The organism is Candidatus Zixiibacteriota bacterium (assembly GCA_016933955.1).
GTDB lineage: Bacteria > Zixibacteria > MSB-5A5 > GN15 > PGXB01 > JAFGTT01.
The window spans coordinates 91,556-116,532 of sequence record JAFGTT010000009.1 but is presented as its reverse complement, the minus strand read 5'-3'; the positions used below and the strand labels follow the sequence as shown (position 1 = coordinate 116,532).

General features: G+C 49.4%; 23 protein-coding genes. 7 read left to right on the top strand and 16 right to left on the bottom strand.

Annotation, left to right across the window (positions count from 1 at the left end):
• Nucleotide 1: 1 nt before the first annotated feature.
• From JXQ28_02675 to JXQ28_02655, 5 genes are all read right to left on the bottom strand, one after another.
• On the bottom strand, nt 2–712 hold the full coding sequence (locus JXQ28_02675; GenBank protein MBN2276630.1) for a DNA alkylation repair protein: 711 nt from the start codon (nt 710–712) through the stop codon (nt 2–4).
• A 46-nt stretch (nt 713–758) separates the two neighbouring features.
• On the bottom strand, nt 759–1,085 hold the full coding sequence (locus JXQ28_02670) for a heavy metal-binding domain-containing protein (protein MBN2276629.1): 327 nt from the start codon (nt 1,083–1,085) through the stop codon (nt 759–761).
• Between the two features lie 196 nt (nt 1,086–1,281).
• Entirely contained in the window at nt 1,282–1,500 is a 219-nt protein-coding gene (locus JXQ28_02665; protein ID MBN2276628.1) for a heavy-metal-associated domain-containing protein, read from the bottom strand.
• A gap of 45 nt (nt 1,501–1,545) precedes the next feature.
• On the bottom strand, nt 1,546–2,085 hold the full coding sequence (locus JXQ28_02660; protein MBN2276627.1) for a redoxin domain-containing protein: 540 nt from the start codon (nt 2,083–2,085) through the stop codon (nt 1,546–1,548).
• Between the two features lie 160 nt (nt 2,086–2,245).
• Complete coding sequence (locus tag JXQ28_02655) at nt 2,246–3,058, bottom strand: DMT family transporter (protein MBN2276626.1); 813 nt, start codon at nt 3,056–3,058, stop codon at nt 2,246–2,248.
• Nucleotides 3,059–3,255: 197 nt separating this feature from the next.
• On the opposite strand from JXQ28_02655, the gene JXQ28_02650 reads away from it, so the two are divergent.
• Entirely contained in the window at nt 3,256–4,464 is a 1,209-nt protein-coding gene (locus tag JXQ28_02650; protein MBN2276625.1) for a hypothetical protein, read from the top strand.
• Nucleotides 4,465–4,732: 268 nt separating this feature from the next.
• Here the strand turns inward: JXQ28_02650 and JXQ28_02645 are convergent, their stop codons facing one another.
• The 8 genes from JXQ28_02645 to JXQ28_02610 form a co-directional block, all read right to left on the bottom strand.
• Nucleotides 4,733–5,149, bottom strand: coding sequence for a GNAT family N-acetyltransferase (locus tag JXQ28_02645; GenBank protein MBN2276624.1), 417 nt, complete (start codon nt 5,147–5,149; stop codon nt 4,733–4,735).
• 10 nt (nt 5,150–5,159) lie between these two features.
• Nucleotides 5,160–5,699 (bottom strand): hydrolase, encoded by a 540-nt coding sequence (locus JXQ28_02640; GenBank protein MBN2276623.1) that lies wholly within the window; start codon nt 5,697–5,699, stop codon nt 5,160–5,162.
• A gap of 102 nt (nt 5,700–5,801) precedes the next feature.
• Nucleotides 5,802–6,374 (bottom strand): hypothetical protein, encoded by a 573-nt coding sequence (locus tag JXQ28_02635; GenBank protein MBN2276622.1) that lies wholly within the window; start codon nt 6,372–6,374, stop codon nt 5,802–5,804.
• Between the two features lie 148 nt (nt 6,375–6,522).
• Nucleotides 6,523–7,596: a bifunctional transcriptional activator/DNA repair protein Ada gene (locus JXQ28_02630; GenBank protein MBN2276621.1), complete on the bottom strand. Its 1,074-nt coding sequence runs from the start codon at nt 7,594–7,596 to the stop codon at nt 6,523–6,525.
• A 178-nt stretch (nt 7,597–7,774) separates the two neighbouring features.
• Nucleotides 7,775–8,431, bottom strand: a complete 657-nt coding sequence (locus JXQ28_02625; protein MBN2276620.1) for a cysteine hydrolase — start codon at nt 8,429–8,431, stop codon at nt 7,775–7,777.
• Between the two features lie 148 nt (nt 8,432–8,579).
• Nucleotides 8,580–8,735 (bottom strand): hypothetical protein, encoded by a 156-nt coding sequence (locus JXQ28_02620; GenBank protein MBN2276619.1) that lies wholly within the window; start codon nt 8,733–8,735, stop codon nt 8,580–8,582.
• A 194-nt stretch (nt 8,736–8,929) separates the two neighbouring features.
• Nucleotides 8,930–9,367, bottom strand: a complete 438-nt coding sequence (locus JXQ28_02615) for a PilZ domain-containing protein (GenBank protein MBN2276618.1) — start codon at nt 9,365–9,367, stop codon at nt 8,930–8,932.
• Between the two features lie 235 nt (nt 9,368–9,602).
• Nucleotides 9,603–10,097 carry a hypothetical protein gene (locus JXQ28_02610; protein ID MBN2276617.1) on the bottom strand — a complete coding sequence of 165 codons (495 nt, stop codon included), beginning with the start codon at nt 10,095–10,097 and terminating at the stop codon, nt 9,603–9,605.
• A gap of 588 nt (nt 10,098–10,685) precedes the next feature.
• Here JXQ28_02610 and JXQ28_02605 point away from each other — a divergent pair.
• From JXQ28_02605 to JXQ28_02590, 4 genes are read left to right on the top strand one after another with little or no spacing between them, the layout of a single operon-like run.
• Nucleotides 10,686–12,236 carry an acyl-CoA carboxylase subunit beta gene (locus tag JXQ28_02605; GenBank protein MBN2276616.1) on the top strand — a complete coding sequence of 517 codons (1,551 nt, stop codon included), beginning with the start codon at nt 10,686–10,688 and terminating at the stop codon, nt 12,234–12,236.
• A 14-nt stretch (nt 12,237–12,250) separates the two neighbouring features.
• Nucleotides 12,251–12,598 (top strand): OadG family protein, encoded by a 348-nt coding sequence (locus JXQ28_02600; protein ID MBN2276615.1) that lies wholly within the window; start codon nt 12,251–12,253, stop codon nt 12,596–12,598.
• Between the two features lie 45 nt (nt 12,599–12,643).
• Nucleotides 12,644–13,036 carry a biotin/lipoyl-binding protein gene (locus tag JXQ28_02595; protein ID MBN2276614.1) on the top strand — a complete coding sequence of 131 codons (393 nt, stop codon included), beginning with the start codon at nt 12,644–12,646 and terminating at the stop codon, nt 13,034–13,036.
• 25 nt (nt 13,037–13,061) lie between these two features.
• On the top strand, nt 13,062–14,204 hold the full coding sequence (locus tag JXQ28_02590; GenBank protein MBN2276613.1) for a sodium ion-translocating decarboxylase subunit beta: 1,143 nt from the start codon (nt 13,062–13,064) through the stop codon (nt 14,202–14,204).
• Nucleotides 14,205–14,285: 81 nt separating this feature from the next.
• Here the strand turns inward: JXQ28_02590 and JXQ28_02585 are convergent, their stop codons facing one another.
• Both JXQ28_02585 and JXQ28_02580 read right to left on the bottom strand, forming a co-directional pair.
• Nucleotides 14,286–15,788, bottom strand: a complete 1,503-nt coding sequence (locus JXQ28_02585) for a glucose-6-phosphate isomerase (GenBank protein MBN2276612.1) — start codon at nt 15,786–15,788, stop codon at nt 14,286–14,288.
• 183 nt (nt 15,789–15,971) lie between these two features.
• On the bottom strand, nt 15,972–17,675 hold the full coding sequence (locus tag JXQ28_02580; GenBank protein ID MBN2276611.1) for a T9SS type A sorting domain-containing protein: 1,704 nt from the start codon (nt 17,673–17,675) through the stop codon (nt 15,972–15,974).
• Nucleotides 17,676–17,994: 319 nt separating this feature from the next.
• On the opposite strand from JXQ28_02580, the gene JXQ28_02575 reads away from it, so the two are divergent.
• Nucleotides 17,995–19,644, top strand: a complete 1,650-nt coding sequence (locus tag JXQ28_02575) for a SpoIIE family protein phosphatase (GenBank protein ID MBN2276610.1) — start codon at nt 17,995–17,997, stop codon at nt 19,642–19,644.
• On the top strand, nt 19,644–22,625 hold the full coding sequence (locus tag JXQ28_02570) for a protein kinase (GenBank protein ID MBN2276609.1): 2,982 nt from the start codon (nt 19,644–19,646) through the stop codon (nt 22,623–22,625). Before JXQ28_02575 ends, JXQ28_02570 begins: the two co-directional genes overlap by 1 nt.
• A 5-nt stretch (nt 22,626–22,630) precedes the next feature.
• Here JXQ28_02570 and pbpC read toward each other — a convergent pair whose 3' ends face one another.
• Nucleotides 22,631–24,973 (bottom strand): penicillin-binding protein 1C, encoded by a 2,343-nt coding sequence (pbpC, locus tag JXQ28_02565; protein ID MBN2276608.1) that lies wholly within the window; start codon nt 24,971–24,973, stop codon nt 22,631–22,633.
• Between the last annotated feature and the right edge of the window lie 4 nt (nt 24,974–24,977).

The window sequence follows — 24,977 nt, the reverse complement described above, 5'->3', positions numbered from 1 at the left end:
TTTACCAGTCCTTTTTCATTGCCTGCTGTTTTAAATTACGCGGCATTTTCTCGATAGCGTAACGGAGAGATGTTCGGGGCATATATTTTTTATTCTTCATGACATATGAAAATACTTCCCCCTGGAACGCCTTACATGATTCTTTGAGCATCCAGCCGTAACCCTTCTGCACCATATCATCCTGATCCTCAAGCAAAATATCTGCTGTCAGGAAGACATCCTCCAGTAAACAACCGTTTCGGACCGGAATTATCAATGCTACGGCCGATGCTCTTCGAACCCAGCGATTTTTCGAGCTTGTCCATTTTTTGATACGGACCGTCAACTCCGGGAAGCGTAATACCATGGGCCCAAGTATCCCTATGCCGATATGATCACAGGTTCCCCAATTATCGACATATTTTTTCAGCCACCTTTCAAAGCGGGCGAAATCCGAAACCGAATAGACTTCATGCAGTTTTCCGGCCCATTCGAAAGCAAAAAAACGGCGGTATCTCAAATCCGATTCCAGTATTTCATCGCATATCCCGAGGATATCATTTTTCGATTGATTTTTTATTTCCCCGAACAGCCGGTTTGAGGCTTTGCGAATAACGGCCGCCTTGAGTACATATCGATTGGTAAGAGCTTCTTTGCTGAACTGCTGGGCATCGATCATATTCTCCGGCCGTTCCAGTTTTTTTATTTCCTCGCGGATTTTTTTGATAATCATGCCATTTCTTCCTCCGCCATGATTCCCCGGCAATCATCCGGACAATTTACTCCTCAACCCGAACCGCGGTACCGCTGGCCGAAACCATCAGCATATTCCCGGAACCGCTTCCGATTGTTTCATAATCGAGATCCACGGCCAGAACGGCGTTGGCGCCCAGACTTCTGGCCTGTTCACTCATCTCCTGGATCGCGATATTCTTGGCTTTACGAAGCTCCTCCTCGTAGGCCGCCGAACGGCCACCGACAATATCCCGGATACTGGCGAATAAATCTTTGAATATATTGGCCCCCAGAATCGCCTCCCCCGAGACAATTCCAAAATACTGAACCGTTTTTTTACCGTCGATCGAAGGGGTTGTGGTGATAATCATATCTCCTCCAAAAATCTTATATGTTATTCATAACTACCGAAATTACCGGCCACCATAATAATATACCGAATCTTTAAAATTATTTTCTGGTCCGGTGTATATATATAAATAATTCCCCGATATTGCCAACCCTAAAATAAAAACCGCAATGACATGGAATCATTGCGGCCAATGAAATCAGAATGGGAGAGGTCGTTCAAACAGGCAGGACCGCCTTAAAGCCGGCCCTTTCCACGGCCCCGACCAGATCATCGGTTTCAGGCTTTTGATCTTTATAGTCTATCTCAGCCGTACCGGTAGCCTGATCGACCCTGACCGATACAACCCCGTTTATCTTTTCCAGCGCCATCCGGACACTGTTGGTGCAACCGCCGCAATGCATCCCGGAGACACTGATTTTTATGGTGTTATTCATAGCTATAACCGTTTTTGTCAGTTCATGGCTCGAAATAGTGTACATTTATCCGGCCCGGGATCGCAAAAACTGCATGAGGGCATTATAATCCTTATCATTTTCAAGCGAATATTCATAATCGATATAGGCGAACTTGCCATCCGGATCGACCACAAAAACCGATCTTTGAAACATGCCATAGTCATCAATATAAACACCCATCTTATTACCGTACTTCCGGGTATGATCGGCCAGCAGTTTGAAATTGAAATTGTTGTGTTTGGCCCATTCATACTGCGTGAAAACATAATCGCCCGAAATGGCCAGAATCTCGATATCCAGATCACGGAAATCGGCGAACTCGTCACGGAAAATACACATCTCTTTGGTACAACCCGGTGACCATGAAGCCGGGTAAAAGGCCAGCAAATACCAACGGCCTTTCAGATCATTGGTATTTATTCCCTTCATATTGATAGTATCTTTAGTGGCGTAAGGAAGATCAAACATAGGCACCGCATCGCCCACCTTGAATTTTTCTTCGGCCCTGAGTCCCAGCGGCAAGACGATTATAATGGCCAGAATAATAAAAAAGCTCTTTCGCATTTATTCTCCTTCGATTGGCTTTGGTATCGTTTAAAACAAAAAACCACCGAACCTGTTCCCGGCCCGGATTATTTCGTTGACCAAAGTTATTCCCGACAATTTGATAAAAAGCAGATGACGAATTTGATATGGAATTACTGCTTTCAGAAGTAATGGATGGTCATGCTTTCCGTCGGAATCTTTGTGACATGACCACCCCGAAAATAATCAACACAAACCCGGCATAACCCAGAGCACTGATGGTTTCATCAAACAGAGATAGCCCGATAATTATGGCATAAACCGTTCCCAGATAATTGAAAATAGAAATATTCGAGGCGGTCTCGGCTTGGTACGCCATGGTCATATAGACCTGGGCGGCCGTGGTGGCCAGACCGATAGCCAGAAGGATCAGCCATTCATACGAAACCGGCATCACCCAGTGGAACAGGCAATAGACCCCGACCACCGGTACCGTCACCAGCGGAAAATAGAAAACCACCACCAGTGGATGATCGAAATCTTTCAATTTCCTCACAAAATTATAGGCGAATCCGGCAAAAAGAGCCGCTACGATTCCGATCACCAGATCCCAAACCGTCACCCTCGGGTCAAAACCTTTCACCATAATCACCCCGGCGAAGGCCAGTATAAAAAACAGCCATTGAATCGGCCGCGCCGGTTCGCGAAGAAAATAAGCCGCGATAATAATCGTAAAAAGCGGCGAGAGGTACTGGATGGTTACGGCCGAGGCCAGTGGCATATGTTGCAGGGTGTAAAAATAGCAGATCAAGGCAATCGTCCCGGTCAATCCGCGCAGCAAAAGATATTTTTTATTATTGCCCCAGGGATTAAGTTTTTTCCCGATAATCATGAAGTAGCCGACCACCAGGGTGATCAGGGCGCGAAACAGCACGATCTCATGGGCGGGGATTCGGTCCAGATATTTTACCCCGATATTCATGATGGCAAAAAAGATGGTGGAGAGCAGGATATACTTGACACCGGGTCTGAGGGAGAGGTTTTTCAATTTATATCGACACTCCGAATTTCCATACTATAACGATAGAAAAAGGTAATAATATAAAAATATTGGACATTCATTTAAAAGCAATTTGGAAAACCTCCCGTTTTGACTTATTTTCACTCCAACCCGGGATTTTTATCCCAGGGATACCAGCGGAGGATAATATGAATAAATGGAAATACCTGTCAGCCTTTATTATTATAATCATCTCGATTTTATTCTTGAACTCATGTGCCTCTATAAAATCAATCCGGCGGGATGACCGGTGGTTCACATGGGAACGCCATTTCGGCGGCGCCGATGAGGATGCCGGCAAATCGGCGGTTCAGCTTTCCGATGGAAGCTATGTTATTGCCGGGGTGACACGCTCTTTCAAAGCCGTTGACAACGATATCTATCTCCTTGGAGTCGACCCGGCCGGGGAACTTATCTGGCAAAGAAATTATGGCGGGGGCGGATCCGATGATGCCGCCAAAATAATCATCAGCCGCGACCATAATCTGGTGGTAGTCGGCTCCAGTTCCTCGACTCCCGATGGCCAGAGTGATATTTACCTGTTTAAAGTCAATCGGGAGGGGGAATTGATCTGGGACCGGATGCTGGGCGGCCATGATTACGAGGACGGCAGCGATGTTATCGAATTACCCGATGGCGGCCTGGCGGTAATTGGCACGACCAGATCATATGGCGCCGGAAATACCGATATTTATCTGGCCCGTTTGAATAAGGATGGCGAAATTCTCTGGGAGAAAACCTTCGGAGGAGCGGACCTTGACCATGGTTCAGCTCTGACCCTCATTCCCGGCGGCGATTTTCTGATTCTGGGCTGGTCAAAATCGTTCGGAAACCAGCGCGAGGATTTCTATCTGGCCAGGGTCAACCATTCCGGCAGTCTGGTATGGCAAAAAACATTCGGTGGCCCGGGGATTGACTATGCCATGAGTCTGACAACTACCCACGGCAACGGTTGCGTCTTTACCGGTCGAACCACCTCGGAGAAAACCGAGGCCCAGGTTATCAGCCTGTATAATATTGATTCGCTGGGGAATGTTCTCTGGAATAAAACCTATGATGATCTTGGCGATGGCGGCGGCAATGCCGTGATCAGGTCCAGCGACAGCAGTTGTATTTTGACCGGCTGGTATAATTCCAAAAAAGCCCGGGGGGAAATTCCTCTGATCAATGTCGGTTCCGGGGGAGTCTCTATCTGGGGGCGTTCCTATGGTGGAGTCGGCGAGGATACCGGTTGGGACATTATTCCAACTCGTGATGGCGGCCATTTTATTGTCGGTCGGACCACTTCGTTCAGCAACGGCCCCGGCGATGTTTTCCTTATCAAAACCGATGAACAGGGACTGATTGGAAATCAATAAAAAAACCTGATGGCATACACAAACGCCATCAGGCCGGTAAAACTGTTGGGATTTACTTAGCGCAAACCCAACTATATGGTCGAGTAAGCGGCTAAGTAGCAGCCACCTCACATTTGTCTGACTTCAAATAGACCACCTCCTTTCCTGTGTACATATAATAACGTCCGATTTTTAATTTTATGCAAGAAAAAAATTACCTGTAGAACCGCCCCCAACAAGCCACTGCGGCTGTTTTCGTACCGATTCACCGGACCCATATAGGCCAATATCAGGCTTCACCCGATTGCCGGTCGAAATTGCGAATCATCATGGCCCGGTGCGGTTTTAGCCCGTGTTTCCGGTAAAAATCCACTAGCGACTCATCGCAAACCAGATCAATCATATATAACCGGTTCAGTTTCTCCACCATCCGCTGGACCAATTCGCCCCCTATCCCGCATTTCTGGTATTCCGGCAGGACCTCCAGAAGCGGTAGATAGGCGCACAAGATTCCATCGCCAACAGCGTTGATAAATCCGACCACCTGCTCGGTGTTTTCATCGACAGCCAGTACCACCGCATAGCTGTTTTTCAGTATTTCGAGATGTTTCTCCGGGGTGGGCGGTTTGGGCCATCCGACAAAAAAACCTTGAAGCATTTCCGGTTCAATATTTTCTGGATTGTCTGTATATCTAATATTATGCATTGTCGTTATTTTATTTAACGATTTGCACCATCTGCTTGAATTTATCCCCCTCGGCCGTGTCGAATATCTCAAACAGGGCCATTTCGACACTGGTCATAAGGCCGCCGCGCTCTTTGATGACTTCGATTCCCAACTGCTTGTTTTCAGGAACCCTTGAAGCGACGGCATCGGTGACCAGATAGACTTTGTAACCATCATGCAGGAGATCAAGAGCCGTGCGGTAGATGCAGATATGGGTTTCCATGCCGACCAGAAGGACCTGTTTGCATTTGAGTTGTTTTAACTGATCGACAAAATCCGGATTGCCACAGCAACTGAAAGATTTTTTTATCAGCGGTTTCTTATCTCTCAGGACTTCTTTGATTTCCGGGATAGTCTCACCCAGCTTGTCGGGAAGTTGTTCATTCCAGAGGATCGGAATCTCCAGCGCTCTGGCGCCATTAATCATCCTGATTACATTTTGATAGAAAACTTCCCTGTTGTGCATCAGGGTTGCCAGTTTCCCCTGAATATCGACCACCACCAGGACCGCTTTGTCGGCTTTGAGCATGATATTCTCCCGTGTTTTATAATACACTACTGGTTAATAAAACGAACGTTGAATTATAAGGTTCCCGGCTCTGGATCGCAAGCAGGATCGGGTTGGACGAGGCTAATCGTCGGACGAGGGAAACTTCGCGGCGACTTGAGGGATTTTTATTGGGATACCGGCCGTTTCGTACGATGGTTCACCTTGCAATTCATTACCGAGTATAGCTATAGCGCAACTATCCAGTGCGGCCCGGATTTGTTCTTTCTCGATGGTTTGCGCCCAGATAGTATGTTTGGCCTTCAGACCATCATCGAATTTCCCGAAATAAATCGTTTCAAGTTGTTCCTGAATCTGTTTTTCCTGTTTCTGCCAGTTCACATGAACGGTCAGAATATATTTGCCCCGTGAATTCGGATTGAGTGATTCCAGAAATGAAACCAGGTATTCGTTATCGTCGGTATAGAGACGGAAATTTACACGCAGGCGCATCCCCGATTCCATTTGCTGTTCCTCGGGCTTGGCCGGAAAGGTCTTGATACAATCGGCCCATGAAGCCGCGCCAGGGTAATTGGGAAATGGAATCTGCTCCAACCATTCGACAAGGTCCTTTTTGACCTCCTCGACATCCATCAGTTTCATTTCCTGGCGGAGTTTTTTGGCCAGAGCTTCCTGGACTTTTTTATCCAACGGCATAACCGCTCCACTTTATAAGTCGGGGCGAAACAGATTCCCCCCCATAATCTTATATCGGCCCTATCCGATTTTTATTCAGGTCCTCCGAGGTTTATAGATTTTAATCCGTTGTCTCGCTGGTTTCATGGAAAAAGAATAACGGGAAGGTTCAGATATTATGGTTTTCTTGCTGTTTCAAAGCCGCCTTTTCCAGATCAAGCAGATATCTCTTCCGCCATAACCCGCCTCCATAGCCGGTCAATTGCCCGTCGCTTCCGATAACGCGGTGGCAGGGAATTAATATCGCGATCCGGTTATCACCGTTGGTCCGGGCGACCGCCCGGATCGCCTCAGGACGGCCGAGAAGCCCGGCCTGCTCCCGATAAGATCGGGTTGTCCCGTAGGGAATCGTTTGCAAAACCTCCCACACTTTTCTTTGGAATTCGGTTCCGGGAATCACCAGGGGTATCTCGAAATTCCTTCGTCGGCCTTCGAAATATTCCTTCAATTGCAAATCCAGTTTATCAAAAAGGGGCGATGGCCCGGGGATAATTTCAGCATCAAGAGCCCTGCGCAGTCGTTTAAACTGGGTTTCGATCATCCGCCGATCGGCAAATTCCAGCAGGCAGATCCCCTTATCAACCACCCCGGCAATCATCGGTCCCAGCGGAGTCAGGATCCGGGTTACGGAGATGATCTGTTTATTCTTGCTGTTGGCCGGAGAGCGACCGAAAGTCTTTTTGAAATAATTGGTGAAACCGCTCAACGATTCATAACCGGAATTAAAAGCCGCCTCAATTACCTTATCGCCCTGTTTGATACGGCCCAAAGCCAACCCGATGCGAAGACTTCTAAGATAGGCCTGGAAGGTCATATCATGATGTTTCTTAAACCAACGCCGAACCCGGTTCGGTTCCAGACCGCGCCCGATAAGATCCGAATCTTTAAGTCTGATCGAGGGATCGCTGTCGATTTCTTTCAATAATGGGACCAGCCAGTCGGGGATTCGGTCTTTATATCCCAGCGGATGACACAATTTGCAGGGCCGGTAACCACGCTGAAGTGCTTCTTTCGGGGTTCGGAAAAATTCGACATTTTCAATTTTCGGTTTCCGGGCATTGCAGGTCGGACGGCAGAATATTCCGGTCGATTTAACTCCGACCACAAAAATACCGTCATAGGTGCTGTCTTTCTCCACCAGAGCTTTGTAAAGAACCTTATTGTCAGGCAGGGTTTGGTTCATGTCGCTTTTCCTCATGAGTCGGGCCGACCTATACGAAAGGAATGCCCAACCGGTTTATTATAATCATTCACGCGACAAGTTAAAAACAGCGAAAGAATCTGTCAGCCGGAAATTTGACAGGTAATTGTCTTTCTAAAAAAATTATTGTTTCCCGGCATAATCTCATTGCCATCATCCATCACCGCCCGATCTGCCGAACCAGATTGGGCGTGTTTGTAATAACGGCGAAACCGAATGCCAGGTTAAGCAGGCTGGCCGTATGCATCTCCTCGGTGACAGTCCCGGTTGCATCGACCGGGAAAAAGACCCGGTAGTCCCGGTAATAGGCCCCGCGGGCGGTGGATTCGCAACACATATTGGTCATTATTCCGGTAATGATAATATCCTTTATTTTCAGACCGCGTAAAACGGTTTCCAGGCCGGTGTTGTAAAAGGCGTCGTAACGGTGTTTGATAATTACTCTCTCTCCCGGGCAGGGAGCCAGGTCATCATGGATTTCGCTTTCCGGCGTTCCCGCAATACACATATCATCCCACCACCATTTCATGATACCGGCATCGATTCCCTTGGCATCGTGCACATGGCGGGTATAAATAATTGGCCGCCGGATTTGGCGGAAAAGCGTTATAAGTCTTTGAACATTGGGAATAATCGGCAAGCCGCCGCAGGTGAACGATGATGAAGTCGGGTCTAGGAAAAATTTCTGCATATCGATTACTATCAGGACAGCCCTGGATCGGTTCGGTTTCAGATTATCCCGGTTATATGGTTTGACCTGTTTGAGCCAGATTTTAGCTCGGGAAGATAAATTTCTGGAATTTACATATGATGTCATGTCCGCCTCATAACTTTTAACAAATGCGAGTTTTAGCGAATCAGATGAAAAACCAGATTAATCAATTAAAGGCATCATGACAATATTTATGTTATTTTTGGGAGAGTGAGAGGCACATTTGCCATATCTCATCGGGCCGTAACCGATATCAATTTTCATGCCATCCGGAAGCATGGCTGATTATTTTATTGACCGATGCCGATTGCTCAATGCCCTTAATACTGATCAAGCCAAGGTTATGGGATAACGCCGCTGAGGCTTGCAGTAACAAAAAGACTAATACCACAACAACTGTTTTAAACATATCCCTCTCCACCGATTAGAATTAAAAAGGTAGTAAATATTCCAGGCTATATAAAAAATATGCTGGCCGGTCGGTTTCATCAAAAAATTTCTCCGGCACGGAATTACTGCCAAGGATAATAGATTTTTAAATAATAGAAAATGTTAATTCCGGGTTCCGGAATAACTCTGATTACCGGAACCCGGAAAAGATTCTTACCAGACATTGACAGCCATGATCTTATGCAGGAGTCGGCCTTTCCGGCGGACCGGCGCCGAATGAGGATTGAATTTCTCAACCCGGTCGATCATCCAGGAACGGACCAGTTCCCGGACAATTTCGGCATCGGCATTGGTCGGGTAACGAAGTTTGAACCCGGCGTTGAACCAGCTGGTTTCCTCGTTTTTCCTGCACCAGCGGCACTCAGCATCGAAAAACACCTCTCTTTTGCCGTTGATTTTTTTCTCGAGTGGCATCCGGCAATAGTACATCCGGTAAACCGTTATGGGGATTTCGGTCATGATTTTCATACCCCTGGCCGACATGTCGAGAATCTGCCCGAGAGGCAGTTCGGTCTGCAGATCATAGACCAGCAACGCCTGCGAGGCACTGCGCCTGATGGTTTGTTGTTTTTCTTCGTCAGCAACTATCATTTCTGCCCCTTATCGAAAATCGTTTTACAATCGCCAGTCGGTAAATCGGACGCCATAAGGACAATCTGTAAATTTTTTTTTATTTTCCGATAAGTTGTTGAAAATCAGGACGGAAATAATCCGCCTGTGCGAATTTTTAACAATCGATAAAAAAGGGGATTCGCCTGATTTCAGGCACATCCCCGTAACCTAATATTTCCCGCCCGGTTGGCTGTTGCCGCAGACAGCTCTGTGATTATCTGCCGCCGAATAGAATACCCGCCATAATCCGGAAATCAGGAACATCGCCAATGCCGAACCGGCCCTCAAGATTGTAAAACGCCGATTGACCCATCGGGAATTTTATTCCTGCCGTAGCCGTCAATCCGATTTCCAGATCAGAGTCTCCACCCTTGTAATCCCAGAATAATAACGTTGGCCCCAGGGCTACATAGAAAGCGGTGTTTGATTTAGGCGGTTTCAAAATTGTCAGGCGGATATCGCCATTCAGAGTAAAAGTGGTGATATCATCGCCGAATCCAAGATCGAAACTGGGCGCCATCCGGGCCGATTCTACAACCGGGCCGAGTTCGGCCTGGAAACCGATTACGAATTGATCGGGATTGACGCTGTAACCAAGCCGCGGGCCAAAACTCTTGGGCGGAGCGCCATCATTGTCACCGGCATAGACCGGCAACGCCGTCAATATCGCGAGACAGAACAAGGTTGATAACAATATTAATCTTTTCATGGTTTTTCCTCTCCGGTAAAATACTTGCCTAAGTTTTCCGTTACAGATTTCCTTCCTGTTTAATTGATTATTTCCTATAATTAATTTTAGATGGAATTACTATGCCGGAATTAACATATTTTATATGTTTTAACAAAGGTCCCGGTATTATTTTCCCATCATTGATTATCTCGATAGGAAAAATAAATAAAAAAATGTTTGGTGACAAGGGTATTAGAGATAATCTCCGCCAAAAGACAAGCATGGTTATGGAAATAATACCGAATAATACCATGAAATTATTTCCAATCATCATGATAGTCAGGTTTGGTTTATTTTTTACGCTAAATCACGACGTCTTCGGATACCCCCCTCATACCAATAGTTGTTGTCAGCCAATCGATTATAGAATCAGGAGAACACTCTTCAGATTTGTGATCAGGCTCTGTGGGCCTGATTGAATAAAACGCCGAAATAACAGGGGGGAAAACTGGACCAAGAAAACTATAAAATTTGGGGCTTAATCGAAAGTAACCCTTGATTTTTTAAAAGAACAGGCTAAAATGCCGGGGACATAAACGTTAACTTTTTGAATTTTGGTATGTTAAGATGGGTGAATCAAAAATAGAGCAACTCAGAAAACGGCGAGCCAGATTGATGCAGGGAGGCGGTCCCGAACGGATCGAAAAACAGCATGAACTGGGTAAGCTGACTGCCCGGGAGCGGCTGGAACTTCTTTTCGAGGAAGGAACCTTCCGGGAATCACTTTTGCATGTCAAACATCGCTGTACGCATTTTGATATGGCCGATAAAGAATTCCCCGGTGAAGGTGTCGTGACGGGTCATGGTATTGTCGATGGACGTCCGGTGTACGCCGCCAGCCAGGATTTCACAGTGGCCGGTGGCTCGGTCGGCGAAGCAACGGGCAGAAAAATCCATGAGGCTATGGATGCCGCTCTGAAAACCGGCGATCCTTTTGTCATGATTAACGACAGCGGCGGAGCGCGGATTCAGGAAGGGGTCGATTCGCTTTCGGGCTACGGCCATATTTTCTACCGCAATGTGCTTCTCTCCGGTGTTGTTCCCCAGATCAGTATCATTGCCGGACCGTGCGCCGGGGGAGCGGCGTACTCCCCCGCCCTGACCGATTTTATTATCCAGGTGCGCCATGAGGGCCAGCTGTATATCACCGGGCCGCTGGTGATCAAACAGGTGACCGGCGAGGATATTACCGCCGAGCAACTGGGCGGAGTGGAAAGCCATGCGCATTATTCCGGGGTGGTACATTTTATCGCCGAGAACGATGAGGACGCGATCAACATCACCCGGAGGCTGTTATCCTTTCTGCCGAGCAATAATACCGAGGATCCCCCGTTTGTCCCCGAACTGCATGATACTGAACTGGCTCCCGACGAGGAGCTGAACGATATTGTCCCCGATGATCCTTCGGAACCGTACGATATGCACGAAGTCATCAAACGAATTGTGGATAATGGCGATTTTATGGAGGTCCAGGAACATTATGCCCCCAATATTATTGTCGGGTTTGGCCGGTTAACTGGGTACACCATCGGAGTAATCGCCAACCAGCCGATGCATAAAGCCGGAGTGCTGGATATCGACTCCTCGGACAAGGCCTCGCGCTTTATCCGTTTTTGCAACGCTTTCAATATTCCGGTCGTCACTTTTGTCGATGTTCCGGGTTTCATGCCGGGTGTCCAGCAGGAGTACGGCGGTATTATCCGTCACGGCGCCAAGATGCTTTTTGCCTATGCCGCCGCCACGGTTCCCAAATTGACCTTGGTCGTCCGCAAGGCGTACGGCGGAGCCTTCCTGGCCATGTGTTCCAAGAGTATGGGAGCCGATACCCTGGTGGCTTGGCCCTCGGCCGAGATTGCCGTGATGGGCGCCGAGGGGGCGGTGAACGTTCTCTACCGGAAGGAAATCGGCGGTTCCAAAAATCCCGAAGAAGAGCGACGGAAACTGCTGGATGAGTACAAAAATACTTTCGCCAATCCATATTTCGCGGCCTCGCGGGGTCTCGTCGATGAAATCCTGGAACCGGCCGAGACGCGCCCGTATCTGGCCGCCACCCTCGAGGTTCTCAAAGCCAAACGGGAACTGCGGCCTCAAAAAAAACACGGCTTGATTCCGCTGTAAGGGCAGGTGATGTGATGTTTTCGGAAGTAATGGGATTCAGTCTTAAATTCGCCGTCATCGGCATTACCATTGTCTTTGTCTCGCTGGCATTGATAGCGGTGGCGATTTCGTTAATCAGGCGACTCGATGATCGCTGGCAAAAAGGCGAAGAAAAAAGCAAACGGGATGCCGTCTCGAAACCCCAGAATATCGACACCATAACGCTGGTTCTGATAAGCGCCGCGGTTGGGACCATGTTCCAGGGGCGTTATCATATCAGAAGCGTGAGAAGATTGATGCCGTACGGCGGGGCGAAAAGCCCCTGGTCAGTGCAGGGGCGGGCGATCCTGCACGGTTCGCATGTCGTTCCCAAAAAGAGATAATGATAAATCAATGAAAATTATGATAAATAAGTAAGGATATATAAAATGAAACTCAAGATAACAGTCCATGGTGTTGCGTACGAGGTCGATGTCGAGGTCCTTGACGCCGGTGAAGGATTCCCGGCGGCCGCGGCTCCCAGGCCGAAAGCCCAGAAACCTTCGGCCAATTCGGCATCACCGGCTCCGGCGGCTCCGATCCCGTCAGCTTCAACTCCGACCGGCAATGGCGGTGCGGTTACCTCGCCCATCGCTGGAACCATAATCGAAATCAAGTGCAAACCCGGCGATAATGTTACCAACGGGCAGATTTTGCTGATTATTGAGGCCATGAAGATGAAAACATCGATTGCCGCCCCGACTGCCGGTAAGGTTAAGGCTGTTCCCATTGCGGTCGGTGATACGGTTCGCGAAGGTCAGACCCTGGTCGATCTGGAATAGCGGGCTTTAAAACCGGGAGCAACTGATGGATATAATAATCGAATTTTTAAAAACCGGCGCCTTTGCCAATTTTACCTGGGGCAATTTCTGCATGCTGGCTGTCGGCTGCATTTTTATCTACCTGGGTGTGGCCAAAGACTATGAGCCGTTGCTTTTGGTGCCGATCGGATTCGGGATGCTGGTTGGAAATATCCCGCTGGCGTCCGGGCTCGGGATCGGTATTTATGAGGATGGTTCCGGCGGAGGGCAGGCCAGTGTTATGTCGATTCTCTATAAAGGCGTAACCCAGGGCTGGTATCCGCCCCTGATCTTTCTCGGAATTGGGGCCATGACCGATTTTTCGTGCATGCTTTCCAGCCCGAGACTGATTCTTCTCGGGGCCGCCGCCCAGACTGGTATTTTTATCACTTTTATCGGCGCTATTATGCTCGGTTTCAGCTATACCGATGCCGCCTCGATCGGAATTATCGGCGGTGCCGATGGCCCGACAGCGATCTTTCTTTCATCGAAAATGGCCCCGCAACTGTTGGGTGCTATTGCCGTTTCGGCTTATTCGTATATGGCGCTGGTGCCGGTCATACAACCACCGATTATCAAATTGCTGACAACGAAGAAAGAGCGCCTGATCAGAATGAAACCAAACCGGCCGGTCAGCAAAAAACTCCGGATTATCTTTCCGATCCTCGCTTTTCTTATCACCGGCTTTATCGCTCCAGGGTCGATTAATCTGCTCGGTTTTCTCTTTTTCGGCAACCTGCTGAAAGAAAGCATGGTGACCGAACGTCTGGCGGCCACCGCCCGGACCGCTTTTATCGATATTATAACGATTCTGCTCGGCCTGACCGTGGGAGCCTCGACCGATGCCAGCCGGTTTCTGACGCCCGATTCGATCAAGATTTTCGGGTTAGGGGCCGGTTCGTTCTGTATTGCCACCGCGGCCGGAGTCGCCTTTGCCAAGTTGATGAACCTGTTTATGAAAAATAAAATCAATCCTATTATCGGCGCCGCCGGAGTTTCCGCAGTTCCCGACTCGGCCCGGGTGTGCCAGATGGTGGGAGCCAAGGAAGATCCAAGTAATTTCCTGATTATGCATGCCATGGCGCCCAATGTTGCCGGTGTGATCGGCTCGGCAGTAGCCGCCGGAATTCTGCTGGCGACTTTCAAATAAATCTACAAAAACCGATAAAACAAAAAACGGCGGGCTTAATATCCCGCCGTTTTTCTGTTATATTGTATTAGACACAATGACTCAAATTATAAATTCATCCATATTACCGATAGACTCGCGGATGCTCTGACCGCTTTTTTCATTCCCCGGTTTTCCCGCCAGCGCAAACATCGCCTTCTTGTATGCTTCGACTCCCGGCTGGATGAATGGATTATGCCCCGCCAGGTAACCCGACAGCGCCACCGAACGTTCCATCAGGTAATAAAACTGGCCGATATTGAACGCATTGCGGCGGGAGATGGTTAGAGTCATATTGGGTACCCCGCCGGTAAAATGAGCATAGGCCGGTCCATCAATAACCAGTCCGTTGATAAAATTCATATCCCGCCTGTTATCCGGCAGGTAGTTAAGACCATCGAGATTGTCGGGGTCCGATGGAATGGCGACGGTATTATCACTTTCTAACAGCCTGAGAAATGTCTCGATAATATTGCGTTCCCCATCCTGCACCATCTGTCCGTTGGCATGCAGTTTTTCAGAATACATCGAAGGTGAAACCCACAGGCCATATCCCCGATGTCCCTCGCTTTCGGGGAAAAGTTGCTCCATCCAGCGCGTCAACTGATAAATCGCGGCCGAATTGGTCGCCACCACTTCGATTTTTTTACCCTTTTGATGAGCCAGATGGCGAATCGCGGCATGAACCAGAGCCGGATTGGTCCAGAAATCATCATGGTCGGTCAGATATTTCATATTCCTGAAACCGGCCACGAATTCATAGATATTAATTCCGGCCATAGCCAACCCCACCAGACCGACATCGGTTAAAACCGAAAACCGTCCGCCGATGTTGTCAGGCACGATAAAGGATTTGTAATCCTTTTGCCCGGTGAGTTTTCGAAGCGCCCCCTTATTGGCATCGGTGGTGGCAATGATATACTCCGATGCTCTGTCGCCCGCGTTTTTTTCCAGGTATTCGCGAAGAATCCGAAAGGCAATGGCCGTTTCGGTAGTGGTGCCGGATTTGGAGATAACATTGATACCGATTCGTTTACCGGCTATCATGTCGAATGTGTCGCGGAAAAAGTCCGGATCGGTGTTCTGTCCCAGGAAATATACCTCCGGAGCGCCGCCGCGCTGTTCCCGGGTGAGTTGATTGAAATAAGTGTGCGTCAGGGACTTGATAGTGGCCTCGATGCCGAGATACGAGCCGCCGATTCCGAGCGATACGAAAACATCGACCTTACCCGAAAGCTCCTTGACCGCCGCGGCGATTTCATCGAGATGAGCTGTCGTAATTTCATCGGGAAGCGATTGCCAGCCGAGCATGGAGATATCGCCATCCCGGCAGTCACCTCCGCCCGCCTTTAACATTTGGTGTTTCTTGACCACCTCCGTAGCCATGCGGTCGAGTTCTTCATGCGTGATGAATGAATGGTTATTAACGGGATTGAGGATATAAGAAATATCCAGCTTGATGGTATTGTCTCTGATATAGGAATCATCCGGATGAAATAGATTTTTATCCGGCCGGGTTCGTTTCTGTCGGGTGATGGTTCTATTTTCCGAAAACATATCCGCCATAGGATGCCTCATATCTGGTTATTTGGTAATGCCTTCAATATTGGTCACCGTTAAAAGGTATGATTCGTCGGGAGGCGTGGCAAGTTTTTTCCGCCAGTTGTGAATGGAATCGGATCCGATCAATTACAATAAAAAACCGGGCCGTATTTACAGCCCGGTTTAAAGAGTATTCCCGAAAAGCGATTATTTAAGGAGAATCATTTTCCGGGTTTCAATATAATCTCCGGCGATAAGCTGGTAGAAATAGATTCCGGTGGCCACACCCCGGCCGCTGGCATCGCGACCATCCCATATAACCGTGTAATTCCCGGCCGCCTTAACCTCATCGACCAAGTTTCGGATATTCTGACCAAGGATATTGAACACCGAAATTTCCACTTTTGACCTGTTTTCCAGCGAATAGCTGATCGTCGTGGCGGCGTTGAAGGGATTGGGATGGTTCTGCCCCAAGCCGCAATGATTCGGAACCGGATTTTGGTTATCGTCGGCATCAAGCACCAAAATCGTTCCGGTCCGAACCCGAATAGCGATATCATCGCCATAACTGACCCCCATATCAGTCCAGGAGCCATTACTGCCGTTGGAACTCAAGAAGGTCGTCCCGGTTTCATTGGTACCGTCCTGATCGGCCACAATGGGGTAGTTGAAACTGCTGTTGGTGATTTTGACGGCTACATAGAAGTCGTTACCAGATGTGATTTCGAAAATCGAATCAAGAGCCACTGAATGGTAACCGGCATAATCGTAGCTGACATTCAGCTTCTGGGTGAGAAGATCACTCAGGGTCCGTGTCCCGGGATTGTAGGAATCATATACATAAATATCGATGTCGGTGGTGATATCGGTCGTCCAGAATTCCACCCGGGCCAGATCGAAATCGGCCGCAGGCTGGAATTTACACATACCCCAGCCGGTAGTACTGCCATATCCCCAGTAATTGGAGAAGCCGGCTTCATCATAGTAGAGGATTTCCCCGGTTTCATCATATTCCTGCCAGTCACTGCAGAATGACGAATATTGACCGATCCCGGCCGAACCGTAGGCAATTTTAAAATACCCGCCCTCGGTTCCATAACCGCAGGTTCCACCCCAGCCCGTTCCCCAGCTGTTTTTGACAATCCAGCCGCCGGTTCCTCCCGCATGAGTCAGGGTATCGTCCCAGCCGACGATTAAAACGGCATGGTTGGTGGCTTCGGTTCCATCATAATACAAGGTGTATGAGCCATCGTAAACATTATAGTCACTACCCCAGGCGTCGCCGTTACCGGCGTAGAGAGTGGTATAAACCGGGCCGTAGTTGTAAATGATATCCTTTAATGTTGCTGTGGAAGCGGCCGTTCCGGCGCAAATTATATTCCAATCAAGTAATGTGGCAACATATTCGCAACCGGTATTACAGGAAACATCGGAGGCCGAATAAGGATCGCATGATTCCAGCACCGTACCTTTCTGGGAGTAAAGACAGGCCATATCATAAAAATTCCCGCCGTCACAACTGCGATCGTAGAAATTGCATTCCTTGGCGTTATTTTCCGAAAGATCATAGGCGACCGTGTCATCAATATAAATTCGGGATTCAACATTGGCAATTGAGGCGAAAGCATAACAGGAACCGCAGGAGCCCTGGTTTTTGACCGGGGTTACCCGACCCTGTTCACGCCAGTCCCAGCGCTCCGGGACCGGTCCTTCCGCGATTTTGCCGACCGCATACTGGCCGGTCAGATGCGAAAGATTTACCCGCGGCGGTCGATAGCCGGTCCGTGGCGGAAGTTCCTGGTTGTTTTCCGGTAAAAGTGGTCCCGGTTGGGGTTCCTGGGCGACCGCATTCAGGGCCAGACCCGCCAGAAGGATCAAATTCGTAATGATTATCAATAACTTTGAACTCATAAAAATTCCCCTGTTTTGACGAATTATGGTTTTTCTCAATGTCTTATAACCTATGTCGTCATAGGGAATTGAATAATTAGGGGACTCGACGAATATGGAATTCAGAACGTATTAATTATTGTCCGGATGCTCAATTTCTGGGCATTTTTTAAGTACGCGAAATCCCGGCCGTCGGCGAAAGGATAAATGTTTTGTTGCGTAAATCGCGTTTACGGCTATATTCTCTTCAATAATATTGACGGGTTGGCTATAAACGACAAGAAATTACGATCATTAAAAACCGGCAAATTGTTAATTATCAACTCCGTCAGGATTGGCTATGTATAAATTGGTCGGAACCGATGGCAGCCGTTTTTATTCCTGGCTTCTGGATCCGGGGCGGTATATTATCGGTCGCAAAGAATCGAATCCATTCTGTATTCCGCATAAAACCGTTTCACGGAAACATGCCGAATTGACTGTCGAAAACAACGGTCAGTCTTTTTTCCTCGAAGATCTTGGAAGCCGCAACGGAACTGCAGTCAACGGCAAGCAAATTCATAATCGTGTCCGGCTGAAAAGTGAGGACAGAATTCTGTTCGGACAAACGGAATTTCGTCTGGCGCCTGTCGATGAAACCGAAAACGTGGCGGTGGCACCCTCTAAAGCACAACTTACGGCCGATAATATCCAGAATTCGGTTTTTATGTCCATTGATGAGGTCCTCAAACCCCTTCCCGAAAAGATTACCGATAATCCCCAGGTCCTGTCAACCCTGTTCGAAATGGCCAAAACATTGGTGATGTCCGAACCGAGGGAAATCATGCTGGAGCGGTCACTCAAACTGGTGTCGAATGTGATCCCGGCCCAGCGGTATGCGGTGCTGTTTGTTTCCGGGGATGATGGCGAGATATATACGGCGGCAACCCTTCTTCCAGATGGCAAAGACCCCGGAACTTTCCGGCTGTCGCGGACTATTGTCAATGAAATCATGAATAATAAGACGTCGATTTTAATGAACGATTCGACCGAGGATCCTCGCTTTGCGGGACAGAAATCGATTATCATGTCGCAGATCAAATCGGCTATCGCCGTGCCGCTGTTCGATGAAGATCGGGTTTTGGGCATCCTGTACGCTGACACCTCCAATCCCATGCATGAATATAATAACGATTACGTCCGGGTGATGGCCACCTTCGGGAATATTATCGGCTCGCGCCTTCTCAACTACGAACTTCTGACCAAACGTCAGGAAAAGGAAATTCTTGACGCCGAATTGCGGCGGGCTTCCTTGATCCAGAAAAAGCTCCTTAAAATAGATATTCCCGAATTAGCCGGTTATCAGTTACATGCTTTTCAGGAACCGTCCCTGTCGGTGGCGGGTGACTTGTACGATATCAAATTCCTTCCCGATGGGCATTTGCTGTTTATGGTGGCCGATGTTTCCGGGAAAGGCATGGGGGCGGCCCTGTTGATGTCGAACATTCTGGCTTCATTTCGTATTCTGTATGAAACGGATAATTTCGACCTGGCCCGGGCTGTCAAAAGCGTCTCGCTTCAGGTCTTTCGGCATAGTGACGCCGGAGATTTCGCCACTCTGTTCATCGGCCTGCTTGATCCGAAAAAACATGAACTGAGATATGTCAATGCCGGACACAATCCGCCCCTTCTGGTTCGAGCGGGAGGTAGTATCGAACATCTGCAACCGGGCGGAGTTATGATCGGGGCCTTTGATTTCGTGGAATGGACCGTGAGCGAGGCGAAACTCTCGCCGGGCGATTTGATTTTTATTTTCACCGATGGTGTTACCGAGGCTCAGAGGGATGATGAGCAGTACGGCGATGAGCGGATGGAAACTATCGTGAGTTGTAAGCGGGAAAAACAACCCGAGGAGATTGTCGATTGCCTGATGGACGAGATAAATAAATTTATGGGCGAGGCGCCCCAATCGGATGATATAACCATCCTGACATTGAAAAGGACACAATAATGACGCTTGAGAACGGACAGAACCTGGCGCATTTTAAAATTCTGCGTAAGCTGGGTGAAGGCGGCATGGGTGAGGTTTACCTGGCCGAGGATCAAAAACTCAACCGGAAAGTGGCCATTAAAATTCTGCAGGCCGAATTCTTTGATAACCCGGAGCGAAAACAGCGCTTTATCCGCGAAGCCAAAACCGCCGCCAAAATCTCGCATCCCAATGTGACGGCCATCTACGATCTGGATACCGCGGTCAATGAAAAAACCGGCCAGGAAATTTCTTATATCGTCATGGAGTATATCAGCGGCGAAAGCTTAAGCACTGTTTTAAAGGAAAAAACGCTGAACCTTTCCGAGCTGTTGCGTATCGCCGGAAAAATCGCGGCCGGTTTGGCCGCGGCCCATAAACTCAATATTGTCCACCGCGATATCAAGACGGACAATATCAAAATTGATGATGACGGCGAACCGCGCATTCTGGATTTCGGGTTAGCCAAACCTCTTGATCTGACGACCGAATCCGGCGATCCTCAGGCAACCGATACTATCTCGAAAGAATTGACCCAGGAGGGTAAAATTCTCGGGACCGTGTCATACATGTCGCCGGAACAGGCCCGGGGACAGGCGATCGATTCCCGGTCGGATATTTTTTCCTTCGGTATTCTGCTGTATCGCATGTTCAGCGGTGAATATCCCTTTGACGGATCGGATCGGGTTTCAATTCTGGCCAAAACGCTCGAGGCCCGCCATACCCCGGTGCGGCAGAAAAACGAAAATCTTCCGGCCGAGCTGGAAAGGATTATCGACAAGTGTCTTCAGAAAGATCCCAACGATCGTTACCAGGATACCCGCGATCTGGTGGTCGACCTGAGGACCCTCCGAAAACAGTTCGACAGCGGTGTGTCGGATTCTATCTCCGGTATCTCCGAAGCAATTTCGATTCCGGTTAAACCTACTCGCCTATGGCGTTATCTGGGAATTGTGGCGGCTTTTCTGATGGTGGCGGCGGTTTTAATCTATATGTTGCGGGGTCAATCGGGACCGAAACAGCAGTTGCAAGCCAAAGCCAATGCCTTGGCCATACTCGGTTTCGAAAACAAAACCGGTGACAGCGATCTCGACTGGCTTCAATCGGGATTGCCGGAAATCCTGATGACCGATCTGGCCCAGAATGGTTCCATAAACCTGATCAGCCGTAACAGAGTCCTGGATTGCCTCGATGATAATGATCGTTCGCAACCCGGCCTGCCTGATCACCAGGCTTGTATGAAAGCCGCTCGGTCGATCGGCGCTACCCGGGTGCTGTCGGGATCGTTTATCCGGATGGGAGAGCAGATTAGAATTGATGCCCGGGTGGAAGATGTCGAGTCGGGTAAAATCCTGATCGGCGAAAAAGCGGTCGGCGATAGTCCATTGATCCTGGTTGACAGCCTGACCCGCAAAATTGCCCAGGCTCTCAATCTCAAAGAGATTCTGGCCAATGATCGAGGAGTAGCCGAACTGACATCGTCGTCATCGGAAGCCTACAAAGAATATATCCTGGGTATGGATCAATTCAGCAACCTGTCATTCGATGAGGCCAATAAGCATTTCGAGAAGGCCATTGAAATAGATTCGACTTTCGCCCTGCCCTATATGCGTATCGGCATGACCTATGCCATGCAGGGCCGGGGACAAAAGGGAGTACCTTACTTCACGTCCGCCCGGAGGTTCGAACATAAACTGCCGGTTAAAGATAAAAGCCTTCTCGATATTTACTGCGATATCTGGCTGAATGCCGATTTCGACAAGGCTGTCAGTAAGATGCAGTCTTTCGTGGCCAATTATCCCCATGATAAGGAGGCCCGAGCGGTTTATGCCCTTCTTCTTTATTCCCTGGTTCGAGATCCCCAGGCCTCAATAGCCCAGCTTGATACGGTGATAATGCTCGATCCGCATTTCTTTCTGGCTTATTCCTGGTATGTGGAAGTCTATGCCAAAATGGGCGATTATGATCAGGCAATTGAATATGCCCGGAAAATGAAGGAATACTACCCGGAATCGGTGGAAGCATCCAATACCCTGGCCGATCTTTATTTTGCTCAATTCCGGCTAGATGAGGCATCCTTTGAATATCAGGCCATTCTCGACAAATATCCCGAAAATAAAACCGCCATTAGGGCAATGATGAATATCGCCATCCTTGGAAAAGAGTTCGGAGAGGCGGAAAAATATGTCGAGATGCTTAAAGAATATTTCGCCGATGATCCCTACCAGATGATTGAATATTACAACAGGAAAGCAAATCTGTGTACCTGGGCGGGCCGCTTCGGGGATGGTCTGGATATGATATTGAAAGGCTGCGATTACGCCATGCAAATCGGCGACAGTACCCGGATTTTCAATCAGAAATTCGCCATGTCGGGATATTTCGAAATGCTCGGTCAGGTCGATAGTGCCCTGTACTACGGTAAACTGGCATCGTACTATGCCTCGCAGTTCCAGACCCTGAGTTATCCGATTCAGGTGGTCAGCATCAGCCGCAAGGATTCCGCCAATGCCAGGAGTCTTTTCCGTGACGCGGTGACCAATTTCAAGGCCCGCACCCCGAAGGAGATCTGGACCCTGGTGGATCGTCTTGAGATTATTTTCAACGGCTATATTGATGCGGATACGGCGGCTCTGATCAGAGGCTATCATTCTATCGTGGATGATCCCGATTATCGTTCCACAGGGGATCTGCAGATACTCGGTCGTCTTGAGGTCCTGACCGGGAAATATCGTGAGGGAATAGAAACCCTGTCTCCGGTAATTTCGGGTAAGGATGAAACAGCCAATGGCTTTGTCTATCTTATGGCCAGGTACTATCTGGGAGTTGCCTGTGAGGCTCTCGGTGATAACAAACAGGCCGCCGAGCACTACTCCGAGATTATGAAATACTGGAGTCGGCCTCAGATCGAAATGCGGGAAATCAACGATGCCCGAAAACGACTGGATCGACTGACCGGTTGACCCGGCTATTTAATTTCGAACGTTACGCGGCTGGAACGTCCGAACTCATCGATACAAAGCAACCGGTGTCTCCCTGGTTCCGGGGTATAGAATAACTCCGAACCGGATGCGGTGGTGGCGTAAAGCTGATCATCGAGAAACCAGTGGATGCGACCACTGGCCAGCGCCGCCGAGGCTCTGAAGACTATTTTCTGGTACTCCCCTGGTGCCTCCGGACGCATGACATAAACCCCCTTATCCTCCGGCGACAATACTACCGGGTTCTCATCGGCAACCAATCCCCGGCAGGCTGAATTGTGTTCGGGGAGAGGTTGCGTCAATCCTTGGGCCAGCAACCAGCGTGACATCCGGGCCGGCCAGATTTCGGCCACAACCGTATCGATCCGCGAAGCTGTGTGCCGGCAGGAGCGACAGAGGAGATAACCGTGATCATGATCGACCAGAAGGCGTTTATGGATATCGCATACCGCCGGCGAGGAAACCTGTTTGATATGCAGTGCCTCTTTGGATTCGGGGCAGTCCGGTCCGGCGGGCATACCACTGACCGTGCAAACCCGGCGAACTCCGATACCGGGCGGACGGTCGAACCATTTCAGGGGCGTCCCGCGGGTGACCTCCTTGAATATCGCCAGCATCAGGGGAACTGAGGTCTCGGCGCCGACCAGGTACGGGGAACCCTCACCGGAGAAATTGCCCGTCCAGACCCCCACGGTGTACTGCGGATTATAACCGACCGCCCAGGCATCCCTGCGGCCGTACGATGTTCCTGTCTTCCAGGCTATAGTCGGGCAATCGACCGTGAATTCCCATGATGTCACCAGATCCGGACGCTGAAGATTGGTTAATATATCGGTCACCAGGTACGAGGCCTCCTCGGACAGAATTATCCGTTTCACCGTGGTTTCCTGCCCGGTCATTTCTTTCACCGGAATGTACTCGCCTTCCCGCCCCAGGGTGGCATAAAGGTTGGTTAGCTCCAGCAGAGTTACCTCGCCTGCACCAAGCACCAGCGGCAAACCGTATTCATAGTATTTATTATCAAGGGAACGGAGACCGCCATCCTTAAGCAATTGGTAGAATTTCTCCAGTCCGACCCGCGAGGCGACGTTGACCGCCGGGACATTGAAGGAATTGATCAGGGCCTCATCGACCGCCACGATTCCGTGGTACTGCTCATCATAATTTTCCGGGGAGTAACCGGAGTAACTGACCGGAATATCCTCGATCCGGCTCGAGGGGCTTATCAGTCCCGATTCGAATCCCAGGGCATAGACGAACGGTTTAAGGGCCGAGCCGGGCGAACGGCGGGCCATCGCCCCGTTAATCTGGCCGCCGTGACGGCGGTCGTTGAAATCCGGTGATCCGACCAAAGCCAGTATTCCGCCGGTTTGATTGTCGAGAACCACGATCGAAAGATTGTGGATATTTTTTTCGATCAGGGTCCGGTGGTAATCCGTGGCCAGTTTCTCACAGACCACCTGGGTATTGAAATCGATCGTGGTACGATGCACCGGCGTGTCGGGATACCGGCTGATAATATCCTGGGCAAAATGGGGGGCGATAAAAGACCGTGTGGTCCTTTGTTCGGGGATGTCCTCGGCCAGGGCATGTTTGTATTCCATGGAGTCGATCACACCTCGGACCGTAAGTATCTCAAGTAATTGATTCCGACGGTGACGGCATGAGGCTGGATTAAGATCGGGCCGGAAAAGATTGGGCGATGAGGGTATTGCCGTCAGGATGGCGGCCTCCGAGAGCGTCAGTTGGTCGGCATTCTTACCGAAGTAGAAAAATGAGGCCGCCCCGACACCCTCAATATTCCCGCCGTACGGAACCAGATTGAAATATATCTCCAGCAATTCGTTTTTGGAATAGTGCATTTCAAGCTGAATCGCCCGGAACAGCTCTATCAATTTGGCCGTGATAGTTCGTGGACGGGATTCCATCATACGGGCAATCTGCATGGTGATGGTCGAACCGCCCCGGACCACCCGCCCGGCCCGGAGATTATCGACCGCCGCCGTGATCAATGAAACCGGATTGAAACCGGGGTGATACCAGTACCAACGATCCTCACAGGCTATTACAGTACGAACCAGTTTCGGAGATATCTCCTCGAGCCTGACCGGCTTGCGCCAGAACCGGTCGCGCGAGGAAAAACTGCACAGCAGATGACCGTCACGACTGTAAACAAAATGTGATGAGGCGCGGACTAGCCGGTTGGTCGGAAGCGGGCAGATAACCCGGTCGAGCATAATTACCGTCGCAGCCAGGATTATCACTCCCAGGGCAATCCGGGATACCCTTCGGTATCCCGGAAAAATCGCTATTACTTTCCGTACAGTCATGTTG

Excerpts from the sequence above, each read along its gene's own strand:
- JXQ28_02675 (MBN2276630.1), bottom strand. The coding sequence starts at position 712 with ATGATTATCAAAAAAATCCGCGAGGAAATAAAAAAACTGGAACGGCCG.
- JXQ28_02670 (MBN2276629.1), bottom strand. The coding sequence starts at position 1,085 with ATGATTATCACCACAACCCCTTCGATCGACGGTAAAAAAACGGTTCAG.
- JXQ28_02665 (MBN2276628.1), bottom strand. The coding sequence starts at position 1,500 with ATGAATAACACCATAAAAATCAGTGTCTCCGGGATGCATTGCGGCGGT.
- JXQ28_02660 (MBN2276627.1), bottom strand. The coding sequence starts at position 2,085 with ATGCGAAAGAGCTTTTTTATTATTCTGGCCATTATAATCGTCTTGCCG.
- JXQ28_02650 (MBN2276625.1), top strand. The coding sequence starts at position 3,256 with ATGAATAAATGGAAATACCTGTCAGCCTTTATTATTATAATCATCTCG.
- JXQ28_02645 (MBN2276624.1), bottom strand. The coding sequence starts at position 5,149 with ATGCATAATATTAGATATACAGACAATCCAGAAAATATTGAACCGGAA.
- JXQ28_02640 (MBN2276623.1), bottom strand. The coding sequence starts at position 5,699 with ATGCTCAAAGCCGACAAAGCGGTCCTGGTGGTGGTCGATATTCAGGGG.
- JXQ28_02635 (MBN2276622.1), bottom strand. The coding sequence starts at position 6,374 with ATGCCGTTGGATAAAAAAGTCCAGGAAGCTCTGGCCAAAAAACTCCGC.
- JXQ28_02630 (MBN2276621.1), bottom strand. The coding sequence starts at position 7,596 with ATGAACCAAACCCTGCCTGACAATAAGGTTCTTTACAAAGCTCTGGTG.
- JXQ28_02625 (MBN2276620.1), bottom strand. The coding sequence starts at position 8,431 with ATGACATCATATGTAAATTCCAGAAATTTATCTTCCCGAGCTAAAATC.
- JXQ28_02620 (MBN2276619.1), bottom strand. The coding sequence starts at position 8,735 with ATGTTTAAAACAGTTGTTGTGGTATTAGTCTTTTTGTTACTGCAAGCC.
- JXQ28_02615 (MBN2276618.1), bottom strand. The coding sequence starts at position 9,367 with ATGATAGTTGCTGACGAAGAAAAACAACAAACCATCAGGCGCAGTGCC.
- JXQ28_02610 (MBN2276617.1), bottom strand. The coding sequence starts at position 10,097 with ATGAAAAGATTAATATTGTTATCAACCTTGTTCTGTCTCGCGATATTG.
- JXQ28_02605 (MBN2276616.1), top strand. The coding sequence starts at position 10,686 with ATGGGTGAATCAAAAATAGAGCAACTCAGAAAACGGCGAGCCAGATTG.
- JXQ28_02600 (MBN2276615.1), top strand. The coding sequence starts at position 12,251 with ATGTTTTCGGAAGTAATGGGATTCAGTCTTAAATTCGCCGTCATCGGC.
- JXQ28_02595 (MBN2276614.1), top strand. The coding sequence starts at position 12,644 with ATGAAACTCAAGATAACAGTCCATGGTGTTGCGTACGAGGTCGATGTC.
- JXQ28_02590 (MBN2276613.1), top strand. The coding sequence starts at position 13,062 with ATGGATATAATAATCGAATTTTTAAAAACCGGCGCCTTTGCCAATTTT.
- JXQ28_02585 (MBN2276612.1), bottom strand. The coding sequence starts at position 15,788 with ATGGCGGATATGTTTTCGGAAAATAGAACCATCACCCGACAGAAACGA.
- JXQ28_02580 (MBN2276611.1), bottom strand. The coding sequence starts at position 17,675 with ATGAGTTCAAAGTTATTGATAATCATTACGAATTTGATCCTTCTGGCG.
- JXQ28_02575 (MBN2276610.1), top strand. The coding sequence starts at position 17,995 with ATGTATAAATTGGTCGGAACCGATGGCAGCCGTTTTTATTCCTGGCTT.
- JXQ28_02570 (MBN2276609.1), top strand. The coding sequence starts at position 19,644 with ATGACGCTTGAGAACGGACAGAACCTGGCGCATTTTAAAATTCTGCGT.
- pbpC (MBN2276608.1), bottom strand. The coding sequence starts at position 24,973 with ATGACTGTACGGAAAGTAATAGCGATTTTTCCGGGATACCGAAGGGTA.